The following is a 23,428-nucleotide window of genomic DNA, read 5'->3' on the forward strand; positions in this document are numbered from 1 at the left end:
TCCCCGCAGAATTCCCGGAACTCTCTGTCAGCCAGGGCAGTTGTGTTAGTAGGCTGGTACGAACAGACGCGAACGCCCACCGCCGGGCGAAGGCAGGCCTGCTGTCCCGTTCCGGGCGATCCCCGGGCTGAAAGGTTGCAGATGGATTCCCACCGCCGCACCGCTGTCAACGAGGTAACCCCTGCCAGCCGGAACTTTTCCGCCGTGACGGAGCAAGTGGGCCACCTCAACGGCCACAAGTCAGCAGCCATGGACAGGGAAACATTCCACGCGGCCAGCCAGCGGATCCTGGCATCCATCAACACCGTCATCGACGGAAAGTCGGATGCCGCCAGGCTCGCCCTGACAGTTTTGCTGGCCCAGGGCCATCTGCTCCTGGAGGACGTGCCGGGCGTGGGCAAGACCCTTCTGGCCAAAACCCTCGCCCGGAGCATCGACTGCACGGTCAGCCGCATCCAGTTCACCCCGGACCTGCTGCCCTCGGACGTAACGGGCGTGTCCATCTATAACCAGGCGTCGCGGCTTTTCGAGTTCCGCCCGGGTGCTGTGTTCGCCAACATCGTCATTGGCGACGAAATCAACCGCGCGTCTGCCAAGACGCAATCAGCCCTCCTGGAGTGCATGGAGGAACACCAGGTCACGGTGGACGGCGACTCGTACAAACTCGACGAACCGTTCATGGTGGTGGCCACCCAGAACCCGATCGAGATGGAAGGCACCTACCCACTCCCGGAAGCCCAGCGCGACCGATTTATGGCACGGATTTCCATGGGCTATCCGGACAAGGACTCCGAGATCGAGATGCTGGAGACCCATCAGGCGACCTCCCCTTTGGCCAAGGTCTCCCCCGTGGTCACCGCAGCGGACGTCGCAGCGATGATCGCAACCGTCCAGCAGGTTTACGTATCTCAGGCGGTCAAGGAATATACCGTCTCAGTAGGCCGCGCAACGCGCGGAAGCCCCCTGCTCCGGCTGGGCGCCAGCCCACGCTCCATGCTCCAGCTGCTCCGGGCTGCGAAGGCCACAGCGGCCCTGGACGGCCGTGATTTTGTGCTGCCCGACGACGTCGTCGGCGTGGCGGAATCCGTGCTGGCCCACCGGATCATCCTGGACCGCAAGGCAGCCGGCGCCGGCGAGACGCCGCACACCGTCATCCGGGGCATCCTCTCCCGGCTCCCGGTGAACCAGGAGCCGGTTAACAACCCGGCCCGGTCATCGGCCCCGCCCGCCGGATTGCGCCGGAACCACTAGGCTGGGCCGGCACATGGCGCTGCGTGACCGACTCCCCCGGCACCTCTTCAGCCAGCGTGGCTGGGGGCTCCTGGCCGCCGGCGCCGTCTGCCTGTTGTCTGCGCAGATCATGGGGCGGCGGGATCTGCTGAGTCTGAGCGTTCTGCTCATAGTCCTTCCCCTGGTTTCGCTCGCCGGAATCAGGCTCCTCAAGCCGCGGTTCCGGGTTTACCGCGAGTTCAACCCCTCCCCGGTGGAAACCTTCGCTGCCACCACGGTTAGGCTCGCCGTGGCACGGACCGGTTCCGGTGGCGGCCGGGCCATCATGGAGGAACGGCTGCCGCCACGGTTCGGGGAATCCCCGGCCTTCCATTTTCCCGCCCGCTCCGCCAAGGGCGGGACCAGCAGGTACGAATACCATCTGCGCTCCACCAAACGCGGACAATACCTGATCGGCCCGGTGACAGCCGAGTTCACGGATCCGTTCGGGTTGTCCCTGCACCGGCGGTCAATTGACGACGGCGACACCCTCACCGTGACGCCCGCCGCCGTCGAGCTTCCCGCGACGGGCCTCGCGGGAGCCCGCGGGAACGACGGCATCACAGCCACGCGTACCCGCGCCAACCCCAGCGACGATGACGTCATGACCCGTGAATACCGCCCGGGCGATCCGATGCGCAGGGTGCATTGGGCGGCGACCGCCCACCACGGCACCCTGATGGTGCGTCAGGAGGAATCCGTCACGACGCCGGAGGCCACCGTCATCCTGGACCAACGGTTCGCGGCCTTTTCCGGCGGCCACGGTTCTGGTCTTGGGGGCGGTGCGGCCGCGGACGGCCACGAGATGATCACCAGCGGCACGTTCGAGTGGGCCGTGGTGGCCGCGATCTCCATCTGTACGCACCTGTCGGAGCGCAGCTACGCCCTCCGCCTCCTGGACCCCCGCGGCGAACCCGCGTTCCTCCGTTCCCCGTCCGCGCCGGAACCGGAGGCGGAAGAGTTCAGCGGAGTGCCCGGGCTCCAGTCGATCGCCGAAAGCCTCGCTGCCATCCAGCTCTCCGGTCCGCACCATGCTGCCCGGGACCACGGTGGCCAGGATGCCGGACCGGCTGATTTCGACGATCACCTCATGGATAAACTCTCGGCCCACCGGATGCGGGGTCCCCTTATTGCCGTGCTCGGCAGGATCTCGCCGAGCGAGGCCAGAGCCCTCGCTCCGGCGGCGGGTTACGGCGCGAATGCCTTCGCCATCATCGTTTCCGACAGGCCCGCGGATGCCGAGATCTCTTTGGAGGCCCTCCGTCGGGGCGGCTGGAGGGCAGTGGCTGTGACAACCTCGATTTCAGTCCCGGATGCCTGGACCCACTTCGACCAGGCCGGTGCTGCGCCTGCCACGGCGGCTGCAGACGTGCGCCGCGGAGCGGGGGTGGGGCGGTGACGCTGGCACCGGAACGCAACGTTTCCCGAGACAAGGCAGCCACGGGTACCCCTGGACAGGTCCCGGCACGGACGCGGGTTGGGGCGTACCCCTGGGCCATGGCCGGGGCTGTGGCCCTCGCTGTTGCGGGCGCCGCAATTTCCCTCAACGGAGTCCTACGCGGATGGGCCTGGTACTTGCCCATCCTGACCACGGTAGTGGTGGTCTGCCTGTCCATCGCCACGCTCCGCGCACTGCGGGCCCAGCCCCTTGTGGTGGCAGCCAGCGGCTTTGCGTCGCTGACCGCGGTTCTAACGCTGACGTTCTTCCGGAGCACGGCCATTGCCGGTTTCATCCCGTCCGGGGCAACCCTGGCCGAAGTGGACAGGTTCATCCGCCGGGCGAGCGAGACGGTCCTTGCGGAAAGTGCCCCGGTGGCTCCGAATGCAGGAATCGTGATGGTGTGCTGCGCAGCCCTGGGCCTGACCGTCATCCTCATCGATGCGTTGGCCGTGCCGCTTGGCATGCCGGCAACAACCGGGCTGGGCCTTCTGGCCATTCTGGTGGTCCCCGCCACGGTGAAGCCCCAGAGCGTGGGGGTTTGGGGCTTCATTGCCACGGTGGCCGGATATCTGCTGATCCTCGCGTGCAGCCAGTGGTTTGCGCCGGATTCCCGCACATCAGCCGACAGCGGCCGGAATCCCGGCCAGCTGCGGCGGGCCGTGCTGACCGGAACCGTGGCGCTGGTGGCAACCCTGGCGGTGCCGGCGGCAATTCCAGGTTTCGACCACGGCACGTTTCCGCAGGGCTCCCGGCTGAACCCTTGGGGCGCCGGCACCGGCCTGAATCCCATGATTACCCTGGGAAACAGCCTGCGGGCACCAGGCGGCAGCGGGCGGATCACCTATGCCACCAATGCGGCCGGGTCGCTCTATCTGCGGTCCGTCACTGTTGACAATTTCGACGGCGAATCCTGGGGACCTGATGACCGGGACGCCGAGCGCCGCCCCGTGGCCGGACAGCTGGAGACGGGCTACCAGATCGTCGCCGAGGAGCAACTCCGCCAGGTGACTGCCGTGGATACGGGCACGTTCACCAGCCCGTACCTGCCGTTGCCGTATGCGCCCGAGTCAATCCGCGGGCTCGACGGCTCCTGGACGTGGGACCCGGCCACGCTGGCCGTCAAGGGAACCAACACCAACTCGCGGGCACAGCAATATATTGTGGTGTCCTCGACGCCTAAGCTCACGGCCACCCTGCTTCAACAGTCCTCGCAGGCCGTGCGGGGAATCCATGATGATTTCACCAGGGTTCCCGGCAACGTCCCGGACATAGTCCGGAGCACCGCTGCGACGGTAACGGCTTCCAGCGATACGCCCTTCGCCAAGGCCATGGCCATCCAGAAATACCTTCGGTCGGGTGAGTTCACCTATTCCCTCCAGTCACCTGTCCAGGGCGGCTACGACGGGAATGGGCTTTCGGTGCTGGCCGATTTCCTGGCCCAGAAGAGCGGTTACTGCATCCACTTCTCGTCCGCGATGGCTGTAATGGCCCGCTTGGAGGGTATCCCCAGCCGCATCGCGGTGGGCTACGCGCCTGGCCGTACCACCGGTTCCACGGTTTCCGTGGCCGGGCAAGGTGCACTGCCCGAGTATGAGGTGGACGCCCGGGATGCCCATGCCTGGCCCGAACTCTACTTCCAGGGACTGGGGTGGGTGCCGTTCGAACCCACCCCGTCGCGTGGCGTTATACCTGCGTACGCCACGGAAACCAGCAACCCGGGTAGCCCCGTGTCGCTGGAAAACAACGCCGACCTCCTTCCGGGCACAACAGCCCCGGCCTCCACGCCAGGTGCGACGGCCGCGCCCCTCCCCGGTGCAGTTGGCGGCGATGGGGACGTGGGGCAGGTGCTCCTGCCGTGGCTGTTCGGGACGGCGGCCGCGCTTGGCCTTGTCCTCCTGGCGGCTTCGCCACGGCTGGTGAGGGTGGGGCGGCGTGCACGGCGGCTCCGCACCGAGGACCGGGCCCGGGAGGACGCGGTTCCGCTGGCGTGGGCTGAAATCCGCGACCTCGGAACTGACTACGGCCTGCCACCGGAATCCAGCGAAACAGCCCGAACATATTCCGCCCGGTTCCGCCAGTCATCCCTGCTCGGCGAGAGCGGTGGAATGGACGACGCCGCGCACCAGGCCATCCGCAGCCTCACCTCCGACTTCGAACGCCGGCACTACGGGCCGCCTGTCCAGGACCCAGCAGGCCGCGGCAGGACTGGGGCGATTGCCCCGCGCATCGCGGCGGTACAGCAGACCTTGCGAGCCAACGCCTCGCTCCCCCGACGCCTCCGTGCCGACTGGCTCCCGCCGTCGGTTCTGGGACTGTGGGCCTGGCTCCTGGCTGCCCCGTTTAAGAAGGTCAACAGGCTGGCACGCGGGACGGCAAACGCCGCCGCACGCTCCGGGTCGAGGGCGAGCGACCGCCTGTTCCGGCCGCGGGGCAGGCAATAGCAGCCAGCTGCCATTGCCTGCCCCGCAGGCGCTGGAGGACCCGGCTGACCGGATGATAATCCTGTCAGCCGGAGGATTGTCCGTTCAGCCGGCGTAGGGGTCCGCGATGCCGATGTACTGGGTGTATAGGTATTCCTCGATGCCCTCGAGGCCGCCTTCACGTCCCAGACCGGACTGCTTGACGCCGCCGAACGGCGCAGCGGCGTTGGAGATAACGCCGGCGTTCAGGCCGAGCATGCCGGTCTCGAGCCGTTCGCCCATCCGGATGCCGCGGTTCAGGTCGCGCGTGAACACGTACGCCACCAGCCCGTACTCGGTGTTGTTGGCCAGACGGATCGCTTCGTCCTCGGTGCCGAAGGTGATGATCGGGGCGACGGGGCCGAAGATTTCCTCGGACAGGATCCGGGTGCCTTCGGTGACGCCGGTGAGGATGGTGGGCGGGTAGAAGTAGCCTGGGCCTTCGGCCGGGGCGCCGCCCAGGACAGCTTTGGCGCCGGAGGCGACGGCGTCGGACACGAGTTCGTGGACCTTGTCCCGGCTCTTGGCATCGATCAGGGGACCCACCTTGGACTCCGGCTCGGTGCCCCGGGCGGTGGTCATCTCACCCATTTTCGCGGCAAACTTCTGGGCGAATTCGTCGGCGACGGATTCGTGGACGATGAACCGGTTCGCGGCGGTGCAGGCCTCGCCCATGTTCCGCAGCTTCGCCAGCATGGCACCGGCGACAGCAGCGTCCAGGTCGGCGTCTTCGAAGACCACGAACGGGGCGTTGCCGCCGAGTTCCATGGAAGTCCGCAGCACAGTCTCGGAGGCATCGGCGAGCAGGCGGCGTCCTACCTCGGTGGAGCCGGTGAAGGACAGCTTGCGCAGCCGCTGGTCCTTGAGCAGCGGGCCGGTGGTGGCGCCTGCAGTGGACGTGGGAATGACGTTCAGGACTCCGGCGGGCAGGCCCGCTTCCTGCATGACGGCGGCGAACAGCTGCGAGGTCAGCGGCGTGAGGTTGGCGGACTTCAGCACCATGGTGCAGCCGGCTGCGACGGCGGGGGCGATCTTGCGCGTGGCCATTGCCAGCGGGAAGTTCCACGGCGTGATCAGCAGGCACGGGCCCACCGGCTTCTTGGTCACCAGCAAACGGGACTTGCCGTCCGGGGAGACCGAGTAGCGTCCGAACGCGCGAACGGCTTCTTCGGAGAACCACCGCAGGAACTCCGCGCCGTAGGTGACCTCGCCACGGGCTTCGGCAAGCGGCTTGCCCATTTCCATGGTCATCAGCAGCGCGAAGTCCTCGGCACGCGCCGTAACCATTTCAAAGGCACGGCGGAGGATTTCACCGCGTTCACGGGCCGGAACCCTCGCCCACGACTCCTGCGCGGCGGCGGCCGCGTCCAAAGCAGCCTTGCCGTCCTCCGGGCCCGCGTCAGCGATGCTGAGCAGCACCTTACCCGTGGCGGGGTCTTCGATGTCGAACGTCTTGCCTGAAGCCGCCGGGCGCCATTCGCCGTTGATCAGCAGTCCGGTGGGAACAGAGGCCAGCAGCGCGCTTTCGCGTTCCGCGGTAACAGCTGGCAGTGCGGTGACAGTCACGTTGACTCCCTCGTCAGTAAGGTTTGGTGCAGCCACTGCACAGGCCTCGTGGCCTGCCTTCCCGGCTGATTTACTGTCAGACTACTGCCGCGGCCGCCAAAGGGTCTACGCTTGGACGCACTACAGATACCAGACACTGTTGTGCAGCTGCACAGCTGAATTTGGCGTGCTCAGCGTGCCGCGAGGACTGCCGCGTACAGCTCCCGCTTGCTGACGCGGACGTCCTCAGCGACGGCGGCCACAGCTTCCTTCAGCCGGATTCCCTGGGCCACCAGCTCGTTGACGGCGGTCACGTGGTCTTCGGGGGTCCCCGGCGCCTGCTCGGGAGCGCCGCCCAGCACCACGGCTATCTCGCCGCGGACCTCGTTGCCTTCGGCCCACAGCAACAGTTCCCCGACCGTCCCGCGGATGACTTCCTCGTAGGTCTTGGTCAGTTCGCGGCAGACGGCGATCCGCCGCTCGGCACCGAAGCGCTCACGCAGCGCCCGCAGCATCGATTCCAGGCGGTGCGGGGCCTCAAAAAACACCATGGTCCGGCGTTCCGCCGAAAGGTCCGCCAGACGCGACGCCCGTTCGCCGGCTTTCCGGGGCAGGAACCCCTCAAAACAGAAGCGGTCGGTGGGCAGGCCGGAGAGAGCCAAGGCGGTCAGTACCGCAGACGGGCCCGGGACGGCGGTCACGGTCAGTCCGGCGGCCACAGCGCCTTCCACGAGCCGGAACCCCGGGTCCGAGACCGAAGGCATGCCGGCGTCAGTGACCATCACCAGGGTTTTGCCGGCCCGGACGTGCTCCAGCAACTCCGCGGTCTTAGTGGCCTCGTTGTGCTCGTGGTAGCTGATGACCCGCCCGGCGACGGTGACTCCGAGGTTCTGGACCAGGCGGTGCAGGCGCCTGGTGTCTTCGGCGGCCACGATGTCCGCCGTACCCAGGAGTTCGATCAGGCGGGCCGACGCGTCGCCGGCATTGCCGATTGGCGTCGCCGCCAACACAATCCGGCCTGGCCCCGTGGCAACTGGTGCCGTTGCAGCCGGGTCCGCTGTCACCTGCGTCTCTGTCGCTGGCTCCTCCCCGGCGGCAACGGAAGGTTCTGCAGGGCGGGAATCGGCGAAGGTGCTGGGGTTAGGGTCCACTCCCCCAGCGTACTGCTGGCAGGGGACCCAAGCTGCAAAAGGTAGCATGGGGCTCGTGACGCAGACCTCCATGCGGCCTGCCGAGGCCGGCCAAACCAACCAGCCGGTACGAGGCCCCTGGATCGCCCGTCCGGCGAAGGCCTTCTCGTCTGCAGCCCTCCGCGAGCGCCTGATCGGAAGCACCCGCGGCTGGCGGGATTACCCGCCGTCGCTGCGTCTCTGGTTCTGGCTGGTTCCTGCCCTGACCTCCGCGCTCGGGGGCGTCCTCCGCTTTGTCCGGCTGGGCACGCCGCACAGCCTGGTCTTCGATGAAACGTATTACGTCAAGGACGCCTACTCCTACCTTGTCAGCGGGTACGAACGGGGCTGGCCGGACAAGGCCAACGACTCATTCAACGCGGGCAACCCGGCCATCCTCCTGGACACTCCCGAGTACGTGGTCCATCCGCCCGTGGGCAAATGGATGATCGCCGGTGGCATGTGGCTGTTCGGGGCCGATAATCCGTTCGGCTGGCGGTTCGCGGCCGCACTCACCGGGACCCTGTCCATCCTGCTGCTCACCCTGATTGCGCTGAAAATGTTCCGCTCAGTGCCGCTGGCTGCCGCCGCGGGCCTGCTGCTCGCCGTCGACGGCCACCACCTGGTGATGTCACGGACATCACTCCTGGACATCTTCCTGATGTTCTGGATCCTGGCCGCCTTCGGAGCATTGCTGCTGGACCGCGATGACGGTCGAAGGCGGCTGGCTACGCGGCTCGGACGGCTCGCGGCCGCGTCCACGAAGGGCCAGCCCTCACCCCGTCAGCTGCTGGCGGGACCATGGCTGGGGATCCGCTGGTGGCGTCTCGCCGCGGGAGTGTGCATAGGCCTCGCGGTGGGCACCAAATGGTCGGGCCTGTTTTTCCTCGCCGGCTTCGGGGTGCTGACGGTCCTGTGGGACCTCAATGCACGGCGCGTCGCGGGAATCCGCGGTTGGGTCAGCGGCGGAGTCATCAAGGACGGGCTCCAGGCCTTTGCCAGCATGGTTCCTGTTGCCGTGGTGGTCTACACCGCCACCTGGACGGGCTGGTTCCGTTCCGAGGGCGCCTACTTCCGGCAGTGGGCCCAGAGTAACCCCTCCGCGGAGTGGGGCTGGCTGCCTGACTCCCTGCGTTCCCTGGCGCATTACCACCTGGAGGCCTACAAATTCCATCAGGGGCTGGGCTCCGAACACCCCTACGAGGCAAGCGCCTGGAGCTGGCTGGTGATGGGCCGGCCGACGTCGTTCTTCTACCAGAAACCGGAGCAGGGCGTCCCGGGATGCGACGTGCCTAACTGCGCTTCTGCCATCCTCTCGGTGGGGAACCCGATGATCTGGTGGGGAGCGGCCATCTCGCTGGTGGTCCTGCTGTTCTGGTGGGCAGGGCGCCGTGACTGGCGTGCAGGCGCGATCCTCGCGGGTGTGGGTGCCGGCTATCTGCCGTGGTTCATGTACCCGGAGCGGACCATGTTTTTCTTTTACGCAGTCTCCTTTGAGCCTTTCCTGGTGCTCGCGCTGGTGTATTGCCTGGGCCTTGTCCTGGGCCGGGACACCGACCCTCTCTGGCGCCGGCGCTCCGGTGTTTACCTGGTGGCACTCTTCGTCGCCGGGGCAGTCCTGCTGTCCGCTTTTTTCTACCCGGTGTGGACGGCGGAGACCATCCCCTACCAGGAATGGCGCTTCCGGATGTGGATGCCGTCCTGGATCTAAGGCAGGATTGCATCAGACCCTGACCAGCCGCGAACTGCGTTGAGGCAGCGGAACGGAGACGCCACCCGTGCGAGAAGCAAGCACAAAACTCCTGGTGGAACTGGAGCCCGGCAGCAATGTCACCGATCTCCTGCGCCAGCGGGAGGCCGCCAACCCGGCCCACGCCCTCTACGCGCGCAAAGGCCCCAACGGCTGGACCGACGTTCCGGCGCAGAAATTCCTGCACGATGTGTGCGCCCTGGCCAAAGGACTGATCGCCGGCGGCCTGGAGCCCGGCGACACCGTGGCAATAATGTCCGCCACCCGCTATGAGTGGGCGCTGGTGGACTTCGCCATCTGGTTTGCCGGCGGCGTGAGCGTTCCCATCGACGAGGCCTCGACCCCCGGCCAGATGGAGTGGATCCTGCACCACTCCGGCGCGCGGCGGGTGTTCGCCGAAGACCGCGGCAAGGTGGCGATGATTAAGGGCATCCTGGAGACCTCCGCGCTGTTTAAGGACCGGCTGGTCGCCTTGGTGAGGATGGATGACCGTGGCGCTGCACCGAACCTCGCCAGCGTCTCGGCCGCCGGAATGGGCGTCACGGATGCCGAGCTGGAACGCCACCGCTCCGCCGCAGGCCTGGACGACGTCGCGTCCCTGGTCTACACCTCCGGCACCACCGGACATCCCAAAGGCTGCGAGATCACCCACGGCAACTTCGCGCTCGTGGCCGTCAACGCCGTTGCCTTTCTCCCGGACATCATCAAGGCGCAGAATGCGTGCACCCTGATGTTCCTGCCGCTGGCCAATGTGCCCGCCCACGCCGCCCAGGTTGCGTGCCTCCATGCCGGTGCTACCGTGGGCCATGTCACCGGTCCGGCTGATCTGCCGGCGGCTCTGGGCACGTTCAAACCCACGTTCCTCCTGGCGGGGTCCCGGATCTTCGCGAAGGTCCGGGCGGAGGCCGCGCACCAGGCTGCCGGGTCAGTAAACGCCGGGATCTTCAGGGCTGCGTCGGCCGCCGCCGTACGCTTCTCCACAGCACAGGACAACGCTGCCCGCGGCCGGGGCAGCGGACCGGGACTGGCGTTGCGGGCGCGGCATGCCGTCTTTAACCGACTGGCGTACCCGAACCTCCGCCAGCTTCTGGGCGGCCGGGTCCGCTACGCGGTGTCGGGCCCGGGTCCACTGGCGCCCGAGGACGCGCACTTCTTCCGCGGCTCCGGGATCCGGGTCCTTGAGTGCTACGGGCTGAGCGAAACAACGGCGCCCTGCACATCCAACACGCCCGCCCGGACCAGGGTGGGCAGCGTGGGCATCCCCCTGCCGGGCACCACTATCCGCGTGGCCGAGGACGGCGAAGTGCTGGTCAAGGGGATCGGCGTGTTCAAGGGTTACCATGCCAACGAAGCCGCCACCGCCCGGGCCTTCCTGGACGGGTTCTTCAGGACCGGAGACCTCGGCGAGCTGGACCCTGAGGGCTTCCTGACCATCACTGGCCGCAAGTAGCAGACCGCTGCTCCAAGGGCTGAGCAGCCGCTTAGGGCTGCACCTCAGAGGCGTCCTGGTCATCCTTGGCCAGCCCGCGACGGCGGCGCGTGGGCCAGGTGAGGATGAGAGTCAGGAGGGCTGCCAAGAGGACCAGTGCTGCGATGACAGTGCCGGCATCGATCCAGAACTGGCCCGGGAACAGCCTGATCAGGGTGTCTTCCAGGGCGAAGGTCCAGGAACCGCTGGCGAAGAAGATCCGGTGGAACTCGGTGAAGAACTGCTGCCAGCCGAGCACGGCCAGCGCACCAAGGCTCAGGATGATCGCCAGCGCAACGATGGATCCTGCGAACAGTCCGCGGCGCACTCCGCCGGTGCTCCGGCGGCGCAGGTAAGCGATGGCCACGAGGCTGAGGACAATCAGGAGTGCTCCCCCACCAAAGGCCGAGAGGATGACAATTTTCACGTCGGCCATGTGGCTGACTTCGCCGTCCTTGAAAAGGTCCCCGCCGCTGCGGTTGACCAGGTCGCCCAGGTACCGCGGCCCCGCCCAGTTGCTGAGGTAGTCAACCGCGTAGGACCCGTACGTCATCCGGTCGTCGGTGCTGAAGCCGTACCCGTCGCCGGGGAACCCGGGCCGGTTGTACTCGACCCACAGGAACAGCGGGCTGGTGACCGCGCGAACGGCCAGCACCAGCAGGATCACGGGGTAGAAAAGGGCCAGCAGGACTTGCCAGATGCGCGGAGCCACGGGCTTGGCGTTCGCTGCGCTTTCGCGCTCCGCGTTGCGTCGTTCCACGTCCTCCTGCGGCGGACGGACCTGCAGGGCTGACGTGGGGAGCGGCTCGCTGAAGTGGGCACCGTTTCGGGTGGCGTCCTGCGCGGACGGTTCTTTGCGGAGTGACTCTTCCACGGAAGGTACGACGGCGGGGGGTTCGACGGCGGCCTCCGCGGCTTTTCGGCCGGCGCGGCTTTCGGGCTGGTTGACACCGCCCTGAACGGAACCGGAGCTACCGGCCGGGGACGCCTCGGGAGCGCCGGAGCCGGATTCATTCAGCCAGGCAAAAGCCGGCTCGTCCGTGTCCGATGAAGTATCCAGGTCCGGATCCGGCTGCGGCTCCGTGCGTTTGGCAGGGGTCGGAGAATTGTCGTTCACAGCAGCGTCACTTCCGTTGGGGTCCGCGCTGCCGGCTCTGATCCGGGCAGCGCCGTGTATCTGATATTGAGCCTACCGCCCGCTGCTCCACGAGGGCGAGGAGCCACCCCGGCGCCAGCGGATTCATGCGGCGATTTCGCTGTATCCCGCATCACCGGCCAGCAGATCGCCGCGTTCACCGGCGTCATAGGCCCGCCTTCCCCACACCAGGACGTAGCTCCAATGGGCGGCCAGTACTGCCAGGCCGATGCCGATCTTGGCCCAAACCGGAAGTGGACTGGGCGTGACAAAGCCCTCCACCAATCCGGAGACGAACAGCACCAGCACTAAGCCCAAGGCCACGGTGATCAGCGATCTGCCTTCGTCCGCTACGGCCCGTCCCCGCGTCCGTGGTCCCGGGGACACCATGGCCCAGAAGATCCGCAAGCCCGCAGCACAGGCAACAAAAACAGCTGTGAGTTCCATCAGGCCATGCGGCAGGATGTAGGTGTAAAACACGCCCTGTTGGCCCACTGCGGCGAAGACTCCTGCAGCAATCCCGACGCCCTGGGCGTTCGTGAACAGGATCATGGGTACCCAGATACCGGTGATGCCCAGGGCCACCGCCTGGGCGCTGATCCAGGCGTTGTTGGTCCAGACGGCCCCCGCAAACGAGGCCGCAGGGTTTTCCGAATAGTAGTCAATGAAGTCTGCCTCGACGTACTGCCGGACCGCAGCCTCCGAGGCAACGGACCGCAGGGCTTCCGGGGACGTCCCGATCCAGAGCGCGTAGGCGCCGGCGACCAGGACAAATGCTGCGCCGCAGGCCAGAGTCAGCCACCGCAGGCGGTACAGGGCTGCGGGCAGGGCAGCCACGAAGAAACGGTCCAGGTCCGCCATCACGTTGGACCGCGCGCCCGTGAAACGGGTCCGGGCCTGGGCCAGGGTGGCGGACAGGGAGGCGGACAGGCCGCTCTCCGGGGCAATGGACCGGATGAACGAAAGGTGCGCCGACGTCGACTGGTAGAGCCGCAGCAGCTCATCGGCTTCGCCGCCGGTGAGGCGCCGCTTATGGGCGAGCTGGTGCAGCCTTGACCACTTGTCCCCGTTGGCGGCGGAGAAGGCATCCATATCCACGGCAACAGCCTAGCCGCCATAGACTGTGAACGTCCGCAGGATGGTTGACGAGGGATTGGGGTATCCGCTTGGGTTCGATAATCACCGGCGAGGCAGTTGTCCTGGAACTGCGCCCCGCGTCCTTCGCCGCCCGTGCCCTTGGGCTGCTGCTGGATGTGCTGTTCAACATCATCCTGCTGGTCCTGATCCTGCTGGGCATTGCAGCCGCCGGCCAGGACCTTGACGAGGCGGCAATGCGGGCGCTCACGCTGGCGAGCGTGGTCTTCTGTTTTGTGATTTTCCCCGTGGCGGTGGAGACCCTCACCCGGGGGCTCTCGCTCGGAAAACTGGCGGCCGGTCTGCGGGTGGTTCGGGACGACGGCGGCGCCATCCGGTTCCGCCATGCAGTGATCCGGGGGCTGACCGGGTTCCTGGAAATCTACCTGACCCTTGGCGGGCTCGCCATCGGCGTCGCCCTCTTCAACAGCCGCTCCAAGCGGCTGGGTGACATCCTCGCCGGCACGTATGCGCTGCGTCGGCGGGTGCCAGTCGAGGCGCCGGTCCACGTCCTTGTTCCCCCACAGCTTCAGGCCTGGGCCTCAGCAGCGGACATCGGCCGGATTCCGGACGCCACCGCTCGGCAGGCTGCCCAATTCATCCGGCAGGCCGGCCGCATGGCACCCCTGTCCGCCGCCGGAATGGCCGCATCGATCGCCACGGAACTGGCCGGGCATGTGGCCCCGCCGCCGCCCCCGGGAACCAGCCCGGACCATTACCTGGCAGCAGTTACCGCCGAACGCCGGCACCGCGAACTTGCGCGGTTGCGGCAGGCCCGGCGCCGGAACTCGGCCACGGCGGAGCGGTTGGGCCGCCTGCCGTTCGGCCCGTAGGGCCGGACGTGTTCCTGGTCGCAGGCCGAACGGTTCCTAGTTGTTGTACTCAGCCCAGGGGATGTTCCAGTCGCCGTAGCCGTCGTCGACGGCGGCGTAGTCGCCTTCGGTGTTGACGATCTGAACCACATCGCCGGTGGTCATGTTGTCGAAAACCCAGGCGGCGCCGTCGGGAGCGAACCCGATGCAGCCGTGCGAGACGTTCGTGTTGCCGATGTATGGGAACGCGGACTCCAACGCCTGGTGGAGGTAGGCACCGCTCAGCGTGAGGCGGATGGAATATTCGACGTCCACTTCGCCGTAGTAGGCGGGATCGCCGGGCTTGAGTCCGATGCTGGCGGCCCGGAAGTGGTCATAGCGGTTCTTCTCCATCAGGACCCCGTAGCCACGCGCTGACGGGAAGCGTTTGTCACCCATGCTGACCGGGAGAGTTTTCACTACCTGGTCGTTGACGCTGAGCGTGAAGGTGTGGGCGGTGGCGTCGGCGATGGCCACCCGCTTGTCACCGAAATTGACCGTGACTTTTTTGTTGAAGTTGGCAATCTGGCCGTTGCCGAGGTCCACGCCGAAGAGCTGCATGTCCATGGTGACAGTGGAGTTCGCCGCCCAGAAGGCCTCGGGGCGGTACCGGACCATGGTGTCGCTGAACCAGTGGAAGGCTCCGGCCTGCCCTGCGCTGGATGTGATTTTGATGGCTTTCTCCACGGCATCCCGGTTGACTACCGGTTCGCTGAAGATGACCTGCAGCGGCTGGCCCACGCCAACCTTCATCCCGTCCAGGGGGTAGATCGCGGCGTCCGCCTCATGGGTGCTGGATACCGTACTGAACGAGTTAGTGGTGCTCGTTTCCCGTCCCGCACCGTCGGTGACCACATATGTGTAGCTGTATTCGGTGTTGAATTTCAGGGGATCCGTCGCAGTCCAGCTGCTGCCGTCCCCGGCGAAGGTACCGTGGACGGCTTCACCGGCTGTGCTGGTCAGGGTGACGCTCTCGATCCGACCGTTGCCCACCGTGAGGGACACGGATGCGGCCGGGTTAACCTGCTTCGCGGCGTTGGCCGGCGTGACGTCCACCTTGACCGGGGCCACCACGGGCGATGCCAGTCCCGGCGCGGACCGGGCTGCTGAGCTGGCTTCGGACTCCAGTCCGCCGCGCGCGAAGCCCGGCGCGACGGCGGCGAAAACTCCGCCCATCGCGGCAAGGACGCACACGGCTGCCACCAAAAGAATCTTCCTGGCGGTCCCCCTCCGGCGTGGCTTATCAACAGGTTCCATGGTCCGATCTTAATACTTGGACGTAACAGCGCCGGGTACGGTTGGTACCCGGGGAGTCACACGTCAGTAACGATAGTGCTCGGGCTTGTACGGTCCGGCGATGTCCAGGTCCAGGTAGTCGGCCTGTTCCTTGGAGAGTTCCGTGAGCTCCACGTCGAGGGCGTCGAGGTGCAGCCGGGCAACCTTTTCGTCCAGGATCTTGGGAAGGACGTAGACCTGGTTGTTGTATTCGCGTTCGCCTTCGGGCTGGTCCCGCTTGGTCCACAGCTCGATCTGGGCGATGGTCTGGTTGGCGAACGAGTTGCTCATCACGAAAGACGGGTGACCGGTTGCGTTGCCCAGGTTCAGCAGGCGCCCCTCGGACAGGACGATGATGGAGCGCTCTTCCGAGGTTCCGGCGTCGAGCACCCATTCGTGTACCTGGGGCTTGATTTCCACCTTCCTGATGCCAGGGATCCGCGCCAGGCCGGCCATGTCGATCTCGTTGTCGAAGTGGCCGATGTTCCCTACGATGGCTTTGTCCCGCATGCCGGCCATGTGTTCGGCCAGGATGACGTCCTTGTTGCCGGTTGTGGTGATGAAGATGTGGCCTTGGCTCAGCACCGACTCAAGCTTGGCGACCTGGTAGCCGTCCATGGCTGCCTGGAGGGCGCAGATGGGATCGATCTCGGTGACGATGACGCGCGACCCCTGGCCCCGGAATGCTTCTGCGGCTCCCTTGCCAACATCGCCATAACCGCAGACGACGGCCACCTTGCCACCCATCAGGACATCGGTGGCGCGGTTGATGCCGTCAGGCAGCGAGTGGCGGATGCCGTACTTGTTGTCGAACTTGCTCTTGGTGACCGAGTCGTTGACGTTGATGGCCGGGAACAGCAGCTTGCCCTGCTCAGCCAGCTGGTAGAGACGGTGCACGCCGGTGGTGGTTTCCTCGGTGACGCCGCGCAGCCCGGCCCCGATCCGGGTCCACCGCTGAGGATCTTCCTGCAGCGAGGCGCGAAGCACGTCCAGGAAGATCCGGCCTTCCTCGGACTCGTCCTCGCCTGTCGCCGGCACGGCGCCGGCGGCTTCGAACTCAACCCCCTTGTGGACCAGCATGGTGGCGTCGCCGCCGTCGTCAAGGATCATGTTCGGGCCAAGCTCCGGGTTGGTGTCCGCACCCGGCCAAGCCAGGATCTGTTGGGCAGTCCACCAGTATTCCTCCAGCGTTTCGCCCTTCCAGGCGAACACCGGGACACCCTGCGGGTCCTCGACCGTTCCCGAGCCCACCACGACGGCCGCGGCGGCGTCGTCCTGGGTGGAGAAGATGTTGCAGGAGGCCCAGCGGACCTCGGCACCAAGAGCTGTGAGGGTTTCGATCAGGACGGCGGTCTGCACCGTCATGTGCAGGGATCCGGCGATCCGGGCGCCCTTCAACGGCTGGGTGGGCCCAAACTCCTTGCGGAGTGACATCAGGCCGGGCATTTCGTGCTCGGCCAGGCGGATCTGGTGGCGGCCGGCTTCGGCCAGCGATATGTCGGCTACTTTGTAGTCAAATGTCATGGGGTTCCTTTGCTTTGTCCGATGGCGGCGACGGCGTTGAAGCGTCTGCGCGAAAGTCGACTGCTGGTGGTGGTGCGGGTTGTCCATGCCCTGCGTGGGCAGTACCTGCGGTTTGGTCCGCAGCCGGGTTTAGTCCGTGGCCGGCCGGACAGCGGGATCGTGCTGGTCCGAGCCGGCAGCAGTAGCGGCCTGGAGAAGTTCCGGCGGCAGCAGCAGCGGGATACCGTCCTCGATCGGGTAGCGCAGCTTCACGCCCGATTCTCCGGCCGCCGTCGACACAAGCTCTTCGCCTTCCTGGACCACGGGCGAACCGGTCACGGGACAGCGGAGGACGGACAACAGTTCAGGACTGATCTTTGGCATGATTGGTGCTCCCGACAGGGGCGCGCGTTCGCGCCGTTGGCTGACTGATTAGCAGGTTCCAGCCTACCGCCAGATCCGCCTCAGGAAGGTTCGCGCAGTGCGCGCAGATGCCCCCGGCGGACGCCTTCCGTGCCGGCTGGGGCCTCCAGCGCTGAATGCGAGACCCGCTGGCCCGGCGTGGTCAGCTGCTTGGGCGGCTGTCCCGCCGCTTCGCGGACCGCGTTGGCAAGGGCCAGGAGGTCGTCCGGTCCCGGCTGCTGCGGGCTCGTCGGCATCGCCAAACGAAGCACTTCCCAGCCGCGGGGCACCGTCAGGGACCCTGCGTGCTGCTCGCACAAATCGTAACAATGAGGCTCGGCGTAGGTGGCAAGCGGACCCAGGACAGCGGTGGAATCGGCATAGACGTACGTCAAAGTTGCCACCGCCGACTGACGGCAGGCTGACCTTGAACATTGACGGATAGCTCCCACGACATCACAGACTACTCCGTATCCTTGCCCGTTCGGAGTATTTGCCGAAACGAGCGCCGCGCCCCGGCACGCAAACCGGGGTATGTCGCGTAATTCTGCGCCCGGGTTTACAGTCAAGGTATGCAGTCATCGAACCAAGATTCAGCTTTTTCGGTCCGTTTGGCTGACCCGGATGTCCGCGCCGCAGAAACGGGCTCGGGTTCGCCCGGCCGCAGCTTTGCGATGCGCCGCCGGAACCGCCACGGCCGCGGCCTGCGCGGGGAGCTGATGTTGCCCACACTCCCCGGATATCGGACGCGCTCAGACCGCTTTGATGAGATGGTGCTGGATTCCGCGCAGCGGCTCCACGACATCTGGGGCAAAACGCTCGACGGCGTACGGTTTGCCGTTGACGAAATACCCCCTCAGCTGGAGCGGTTGGTGGCGGACGCCGCACAGCCTCCCATGGGCTCTTACACCCCCGCCACAGCCGAGGAGGGCCCTGTGATCACCCTGTACCGGCGGGTAGTTGAGCAGGGTTGCGGCAGCCGGGAGGAACTCCAGGACCTGGTGCACGACGTTGTGGTGGAACACACCGCCGAAATGCTTGGCGTGGCGCCGGAAACTCTGGATCCGGTTTACCGCCGCCGGTACTGACCGGTCAGTATCCCAGGGAGACTGGCACCTTTTCTTGCCCTGAAGCGGCCGGGGTAAAGGCCACCGTGGAAATGTCGTCCCGGCCCTCCTGCTGCAGGAGCAGCGCGCCGTAGGCGGCGTCACCTGACGCGGAGACAACGTAGGCCACTACTTCCGACCCGTCCACCTTCTCGGGGACCTTGATGGACGTTGTGGTGCCGCCGGCGACGTCGGCAGTTGCGGCAGCGCGGATCTTGCCGTCCGCGGTGATGGCAGCGTAGGTGACCGTGGCCCGGTTCTCGAGGACGCCGAACACCAGGATCCGGTCACCGCCCTGGGGCACGGGCACCACGTGCTGGCTTCCCAGCCGGACACCGGAGGCAGCCCAGGCCACGTCCGAGGCTTTCTCGTTCGTGACGCCCCGCGTGATGCGGGCTGCAGCCACAAAAGACACGTCCGAACTGGCGGACACCGTGTAGTGGCCGGCAGGGACACCCGCCAGCGAAATCTCGGTGACAGCCCCGGCTTTTGCCGTGACCACACCGCCGCCGGGTAAGGCTTTCTGGCCGTCCCGGCCGAAGAGCTTGACCTCCACTACCGCATCCGACGGTCCGGGCACCGTGATCGCCAGCGCAGGGCCAGCGTCGTTGTAGCCGCTGGTTCCCGTGAGGGCAGAGATCGCGCCGGCGTCCTGGATGTCTACCGCGGTCATGACCTGCCGTGCGGCAGGAGCGGCCCCAGGAGCGATGAAGTCGATGCCGCCGGGCGTCAGTCCCCGCAGGACACTCTGCTGGATGGCCGCGGCCACCGGACCGCCTGCGCTCCGGACATGAACCGTGAGCTGAGCTTCACCGGGGGTCAGGCCAGCCAGGACTATTGAGCGGGTACCTCCCGGCGCAACCAGCAGACCCCTGCTGCCCGGCGCCTGGATCTGGCCCTTGCTGCCGAAGAGCTCCAGGCTGACGGTGGCAGGTGTGCTTGAAGCGTTGCTGAGCAGCAGGACGGAAGTGCGGCCCACAGTGGTGCTTGCGCCCGAGAGCCAGAGATCGTTTGCGGGCGGCTGGCAGTTGGCAGCGGCCGAGCCCTGCAGGTCACCGTCCGTGGCAGTGAATTTCATAACACCGGCGGCGGAGGGTTTCTGGCTGGCCTGGGCGTCGGCGCTCAGGAGGGTGGCATCATCCACGCTGTGCCCGGCGAGGACGCCGGCGGTCAGGTCCTGGGGACCTGTCCCCTGGCCGGGCTGGCTGCCGTCCTTGGCGATCTCGACGGCGGGCGTCCCGTCAAGCGCGGCGAGCCTGCTCCCGGGAAGAACCCCGCCGGGGGCGCTCAGGACGGCGCCCGTGACGGTGCTCTTCGCCGTCGCGGATTCAGGGCTGAACTGGGGATCAGTGCCCGCCTCAGTCCCTTCGAGCAGGCGGGCAGGGCCAGCACATACCTCTGTGCTGGCGCCAGCGGGAACAGCTACCAGCACGGCTGGAATACTGCGGCTGCCCGCCGGCTGCGGAGCCACCGACGCGGCAGCGAGCACCGCACCGGCCGCGGCCACAATCGCCACAGCCGAGACCAGGCCTGCCAGCATCTGCTTGCGCGGGGTCCTGCGGGCTGCGTCCTTATGCATTCTGGTGTTCCTTACGCAAAGATCCTTCGTCCCTCGACAGCCCGGTGTTGGGCCGGCGTGCGGGCATGGGAATGGCGAGCATTACAGTGAGTCCGATCACCGTGATCTGTGCGATTCCGGACCAAAGTGCCCCGGGCGCCTCGTAGCGGATGGTCAGCTGTCCGGCGGAGGCCGGCAAGGTGAACGCCTGGGCCGAGCCGGACGTCGTTGCCGTGAGCCTCCGCCCGTCGAACCAGGCGCTCCATCCCGGGTCCGGCCGTTCGGCGAGCACCACCAGCCGCCCTTCCGGTCCCCCGGCGACGGCGGTGTCGACGTCGTCGTACTTGGACGGCAAGAGCGCCACCGTGGCTCCGGCCCCGTCCACAATCCTGACGCGATGGGCGACGTCGGCAGGCTGCAGCACAGGCTGGTTCAGCGGCGTAATCCGCCAGAGCCAGCCGACATCCGTCTGGCCGACGGCAACGAGCCCCGGCACGGCGTCCATTCTGCTGGCCGTCAGCTGGGCGGCCGTATCTGCCGAGCGCAGCACCACGAACCCGGCGCCCAGGCGCTCAAGCCCGGGCCGGGGATCCACACCCTGCCCGGCCACCAGGGTGGCCACGACGCTTCGGATAGACGCCGTGACGTCGTCGTCCTCCCTGACCGTCTCCTGGCCGGGTGCGCCCAGAATGTTCCGGGCTGCGGCGATGGCTGACATGCTGTCCAGCGTGGTCCCGGCGCCGCGCATCAGGGCCGCGTCATAGGCGCCGTTTTCCTGGGTGCTGATCAGCAGCGTGCGTGCCTGTTCCGGCCCGGTGCCCCGGTCGATGGCCGTAGCGGGAAGCGTCCGGGCACTGCCTGCCTCAACCAGGCGGGGCGTTCCCAGCGCAGGACCGGACGCCACCTCTGCGGGGCGGGCCGTGGCTGTGGAACGGAGCAGGTTCTGCGCCGACCACACCGCCATGCCGGCCAGCGGACCTGCCAGCAGCACCACCATGGCAAGCGCCGTCGCGGAGCGGAGCGCCACCGTGCGCCGAATACTGGGCGAGGCTGCCCGGTCTGCGGCATCAAGCAACCGCTCGGCACCGATCAGGGCTGCTCCGAGCAGTGCGAACCCGCCGGCCGAGATGGCCGGACCGGTGAACGGTGTCACCAGAGTGTCCGCAGTGGCGCCGGTGGCAACGTGCCCGGCCAGCCAGCCACCGGCGAAGATCACCAGGGCCGCCACCCAGAGAACACGTGCGGTCCTGCTGCGCTTACCCGGGAGGAAAAGGGCGGCAACGGCCAGCAGCAGGACGGGAACGGCCAGCAGCAGTGCGAGCACGAGTGCCCACGGGATGGCCTGGCCGCTGAAGAACGGAAGGCCTGACAATCCACCTTCGGCGGAGAACAGCAGCGGCTGGCCCAGGAATTGCTGCCATAGCGGGGCTGCCTCGAACCCCAGCGGAACACCCGGGTCTGCCAGTAAGGCCCGCGGCCGGTCGATGACGGATAGGCCGAAGGGAAGAAAGAGCGCGGCGCTGGGCAGCAGGGCCCACCACACGGTGCGTCCACGGCGGCCAAGCATCAGCCCGCAGAGCACGATAAGCACCGTGGCGGGAATCAGCAGCGAGGGCGCCGACGCGGTCACAACGCCCAGCACCAACCCCGCGGCGGCGGCGGCAGTCCAGGACGGCATGCCATTGATCCCCGGCCGTGCAGGAGGTTTTTCAGTGAAACGCCGGTCATCCGGGGACGGGACAATAAAACGTCCGTGGCCCACGGCCGACCCAGTGGCTCGCAAAAGCGCCAGAACCAGCAGCGGAATCATGATGTGGGCCACCAGGGCACCCGCGCGGCCTTGGTTCAGCGCTATCTGCAAGGCCGGAGCGGCCGCCCAGAAGAGCGCGGCAACGAGTCGGAAGCGGCGCCGGATGGTCAGGCCACCGGCCGCAAACCACGCCGTCAGGCCGGCCAGCGGAGCGGCGAGCAGTAGGAGCCACGCCATGGCCGCGTTGGCATCTCCCCCGCCGAGCAGGCCAAGGATCCACAGCACATAGCCGAAAGGGTCTCCCCTACCCGGAAGCCCTGCTCCCAAGCTGATCCACCAGCTGGACGCGTGGTGCCAGACTTCGCCGAGGGTAGAGGAGACCGGAATGAGGCCTCCACCCGAAACGGCTTCGGCCCGGAACAGCCCGCTGAGAGCCGTGAGGGAAGCCACGGACGCGATAAGCACGGCGGCGAGGGCGCCGGTCCCCACCCAACCCCGTTCGCTGGTGGTCAGCGCAGCGAAGTCATCTGCTGCGTCCCCTGTTGGCTGGTCCGCCATGGGGTCATGGACCAGGCCGTCGGCCGGGGAGTTGTCGGCGCCCAGAGCCTCCATGAGGGAGCGGCGGTGGTTCCAGACTTCACGCCGCGGCGTCTGCAGCTTCTTGATGACCGACCGCCGGATCCGCCGGCTGCTGGCCGCCGTCCTGCGTGCCTTGGCGACGGCACCGGGCCGGGCCAGGGCAGCGAACGTGGCCACCAGCTGGGAGAAACCATGCCCGGGATCCTTGACGGCAATGCTCAGCACAAGTTTGAAGAGGCTGCCCAGCAGCGCCCCGGCCGCATGGACGGGCACCTTCCAGAGCGGGGCATGCTTGAGGCGCAGATGGACCTGGGCTTTCCGCGCTGCGGCGGCGTTTCCCTGGGCATGGGGCCGATGTGCTACGTGGAACATCCGCGCAGTGGGAACCACCACCACGCGGTGCCCGGCAAGGCGGTTGCGCCAGCAGAAGTCGACGTCGTCGCCGGTGCCGGGCAGTGCGGGGTCGAACCCTTTCAGGAGCTCCCAAATGTCCCTGCGGACCAGCATGCCGGCCGAGTTCACCGCAAAGGTGTCAGTGCGGCCGTTGTACTGGCCCTGGTCCAGTTCGTCGGCATCGATCAGGGTAAGCCGCTCGGCCCAGCGGCTGGTGGAGAGCCCGACGTCGATCAGCCGGCGTTCGGTGTGCCAGTCCAGTTGCTTGCAGCCAGCCACTGTCACGGACGGTGCGCGTTCCACGGCACTAAGGAGCTCGGCCAACGCCTCCGGCGCCGGGGCCGCATCGTCGTGAATCAGCCAGATCCACTCTGTGGCGGCTCGCTGGGACCGGCCTTCCCAGGGCGCGTGGGTGTCGAGTCCGGCCCGTACGGCGCCGCCCATACCGCTCTTGCCCTGCGGGAAGGTGCTCACATTGGTTACGCCGAAGGCCCGCTCCAGGAGGACAGCGGAGTCGTCTCTCGATCCCGTGTCCACCCCGATATGGGAATCCGCGGGCCGGGTCTGGTCCGCGACGGCAGCCAGGGTTCTGGGGAGATAGGCACTGCCGTTGTGGGACACCACAACGGCAGTGACGTGTA

Annotated in this window: 16 protein-coding genes and 1 pseudogene; 7 read left to right on the plus strand and 10 right to left on the minus strand. The window is 67.1% G+C overall.

Annotated features, from left to right (window positions below):
* The first annotated feature begins 141 nt into the window (after window positions 1-141).
* The 3 genes from DAD99_RS02705 to DAD99_RS02715 are packed head-to-tail and all read left to right on the plus strand — an operon-like array spanning window position 142 to window position 5,151.
* Window positions 142-1,251 carry a MoxR family ATPase gene (locus DAD99_RS02705; protein WP_193340229.1) on the plus strand — a complete coding sequence of 370 codons (1,110 nt, stop codon included), beginning with the start codon at window positions 142-144 and terminating at the stop codon, window positions 1,249-1,251.
* A 13-nt stretch (window positions 1,252-1,264) separates the two neighbouring features.
* A complete protein-coding gene (locus DAD99_RS02710; RefSeq protein ID WP_193340230.1) occupies window positions 1,265-2,668 on the plus strand; it encodes a DUF58 domain-containing protein in 1,404 nt (467 codons plus the stop codon).
* Complete coding sequence (locus DAD99_RS02715) at window positions 2,665-5,151, plus strand: transglutaminaseTgpA domain-containing protein (protein WP_375372170.1); 2,487 nt, start codon at window positions 2,665-2,667, stop codon at window positions 5,149-5,151. The genes DAD99_RS02710 and DAD99_RS02715 overlap by 4 nt, the downstream gene beginning before the upstream one ends.
* An 84-nt stretch (window positions 5,152-5,235) precedes the next feature.
* Here the strand turns inward: DAD99_RS02715 and DAD99_RS02720 are convergent, their stop codons facing one another.
* Together DAD99_RS02720 and rsmI are read right to left on the minus strand one after the other, a co-directional pair.
* Complete coding sequence (locus DAD99_RS02720) at window positions 5,236-6,735, minus strand: NAD-dependent succinate-semialdehyde dehydrogenase (RefSeq protein ID WP_193340231.1); 1,500 nt, start codon at window positions 6,733-6,735, stop codon at window positions 5,236-5,238.
* Window positions 6,736-6,905: 170 nt separating this feature from the next.
* Window positions 6,906-7,778, minus strand: a complete 873-nt coding sequence (gene rsmI / locus DAD99_RS02725) for a 16S rRNA (cytidine(1402)-2'-O)-methyltransferase (RefSeq protein ID WP_193340332.1) — start codon at window positions 7,776-7,778, stop codon at window positions 6,906-6,908.
* Between the two features lie 133 nt (window positions 7,779-7,911).
* On the opposite strand from rsmI, the gene DAD99_RS02730 reads away from it, so the two are divergent.
* Window positions 7,912-9,594 (plus strand): phospholipid carrier-dependent glycosyltransferase, encoded by a 1,683-nt coding sequence (locus tag DAD99_RS02730; protein ID WP_193340232.1) that lies wholly within the window; start codon window positions 7,912-7,914, stop codon window positions 9,592-9,594.
* A gap of 67 nt (window positions 9,595-9,661) precedes the next feature.
* Window positions 9,662-11,080: pseudogene (locus tag DAD99_RS02735) on the plus strand (AMP-dependent synthetase/ligase); the annotation flags it as partial.
* 34 nt (window positions 11,081-11,114) lie between these two features.
* On the opposite strand, the gene DAD99_RS02740 reads toward DAD99_RS02735, so the two are convergent.
* A complete protein-coding gene (locus tag DAD99_RS02740; RefSeq protein ID WP_193340234.1) occupies window positions 11,115-12,218 on the minus strand; it encodes a TIGR01906 family membrane protein in 1,104 nt (367 codons plus the stop codon).
* A gap of 123 nt (window positions 12,219-12,341) precedes the next feature.
* On the minus strand, window positions 12,342-13,334 hold the full coding sequence (locus DAD99_RS02745; protein ID WP_193340235.1) for a stage II sporulation protein M: 993 nt from the start codon (window positions 13,332-13,334) through the stop codon (window positions 12,342-12,344).
* Window positions 13,335-13,402: 68 nt separating this feature from the next.
* Between DAD99_RS02745 and DAD99_RS02750 the strand changes: the two genes are divergently transcribed.
* A complete protein-coding gene (locus DAD99_RS02750) occupies window positions 13,403-14,203 on the plus strand; it encodes an RDD family protein (protein WP_193340236.1) in 801 nt (266 codons plus the stop codon).
* Between the two features lie 36 nt (window positions 14,204-14,239).
* On the opposite strand, the gene DAD99_RS02755 is transcribed toward DAD99_RS02750, so the two are convergent.
* The 4 genes from DAD99_RS02755 to DAD99_RS02770 form a co-directional block, all read right to left on the minus strand.
* Window positions 14,240-15,478: an Ig-like domain-containing protein gene (locus DAD99_RS02755; RefSeq protein ID WP_193340237.1), complete on the minus strand. Its 1,239-nt coding sequence runs from the start codon at window positions 15,476-15,478 to the stop codon at window positions 14,240-14,242.
* A gap of 63 nt (window positions 15,479-15,541) precedes the next feature.
* Window positions 15,542-17,020: an adenosylhomocysteinase gene (gene ahcY / locus DAD99_RS02760; RefSeq protein ID WP_193340238.1), complete on the minus strand. Its 1,479-nt coding sequence runs from the start codon at window positions 17,018-17,020 to the stop codon at window positions 15,542-15,544.
* Between the two features lie 129 nt (window positions 17,021-17,149).
* Window positions 17,150-17,383, minus strand: coding sequence for a Trm112 family protein (locus tag DAD99_RS02765; protein WP_193340239.1), 234 nt, complete (start codon window positions 17,381-17,383; stop codon window positions 17,150-17,152).
* 80 nt (window positions 17,384-17,463) lie between these two features.
* Window positions 17,464-17,853 carry a DUF3499 domain-containing protein gene (locus DAD99_RS02770; protein ID WP_185262957.1) on the minus strand — a complete coding sequence of 130 codons (390 nt, stop codon included), beginning with the start codon at window positions 17,851-17,853 and terminating at the stop codon, window positions 17,464-17,466.
* 120 nt (window positions 17,854-17,973) lie between these two features.
* Between DAD99_RS02770 and DAD99_RS02775 the strand changes: the two genes are divergently transcribed.
* On the plus strand, window positions 17,974-18,489 hold the full coding sequence (locus tag DAD99_RS02775) for a metallopeptidase family protein (RefSeq protein ID WP_193340240.1): 516 nt from the start codon (window positions 17,974-17,976) through the stop codon (window positions 18,487-18,489).
* 4 nt (window positions 18,490-18,493) lie between these two features.
* On the opposite strand, the gene DAD99_RS02780 is transcribed toward DAD99_RS02775, so the two are convergent.
* On the minus strand, window positions 18,494-20,086 hold the full coding sequence (locus tag DAD99_RS02780) for a DUF5719 family protein (protein ID WP_227007556.1): 1,593 nt from the start codon (window positions 20,084-20,086) through the stop codon (window positions 18,494-18,496).
* Complete coding sequence (locus DAD99_RS02785; protein ID WP_193340241.1) at window positions 20,079-23,411, minus strand: glycosyltransferase; 3,333 nt, start codon at window positions 23,409-23,411, stop codon at window positions 20,079-20,081. The genes DAD99_RS02780 and DAD99_RS02785 overlap by 8 nt, the downstream gene beginning before the upstream one ends.
* Window positions 23,412-23,428: the final 17 nt, after the last annotated feature.

The sequence above is a fragment of the Pseudarthrobacter sp. AB1 genome, from assembly GCF_014926485.1.
Classification (GTDB): Bacteria; Actinomycetota; Actinomycetes; order Actinomycetales; family Micrococcaceae; genus Arthrobacter.

Bases quoted from the DNA above. Each gene is read 5' to 3' on its own strand.
- DAD99_RS02705 (WP_193340229.1), top strand. From the start codon at position 142: ATGGATTCCCACCGCCGCACCGCTGTCAACGAGGTAACCCCTGCCAGC.
- DAD99_RS02755 (WP_193340237.1), bottom strand. From the start codon at position 15,478: ATGGAACCTGTTGATAAGCCACGCCGGAGGGGGACCGCCAGGAAGATT.
- DAD99_RS02730 (WP_193340232.1), top strand. From the start codon at position 7,912: ATGGGGCTCGTGACGCAGACCTCCATGCGGCCTGCCGAGGCCGGCCAA.
- DAD99_RS02710 (WP_193340230.1), top strand. From the start codon at position 1,265: ATGGCGCTGCGTGACCGACTCCCCCGGCACCTCTTCAGCCAGCGTGGC.
- DAD99_RS02780 (WP_227007556.1), bottom strand. From the start codon at position 20,086: ATGCATAAGGACGCAGCCCGCAGGACCCCGCGCAAGCAGATGCTGGCA.
- DAD99_RS02775 (WP_193340240.1), top strand. From the start codon at position 17,974: ATGCAGTCATCGAACCAAGATTCAGCTTTTTCGGTCCGTTTGGCTGAC.
- DAD99_RS02765 (WP_193340239.1), bottom strand. From the start codon at position 17,383: ATGCCAAAGATCAGTCCTGAACTGTTGTCCGTCCTCCGCTGTCCCGTG.
- ahcY (WP_193340238.1), bottom strand. From the start codon at position 17,020: ATGACATTTGACTACAAAGTAGCCGACATATCGCTGGCCGAAGCCGGC.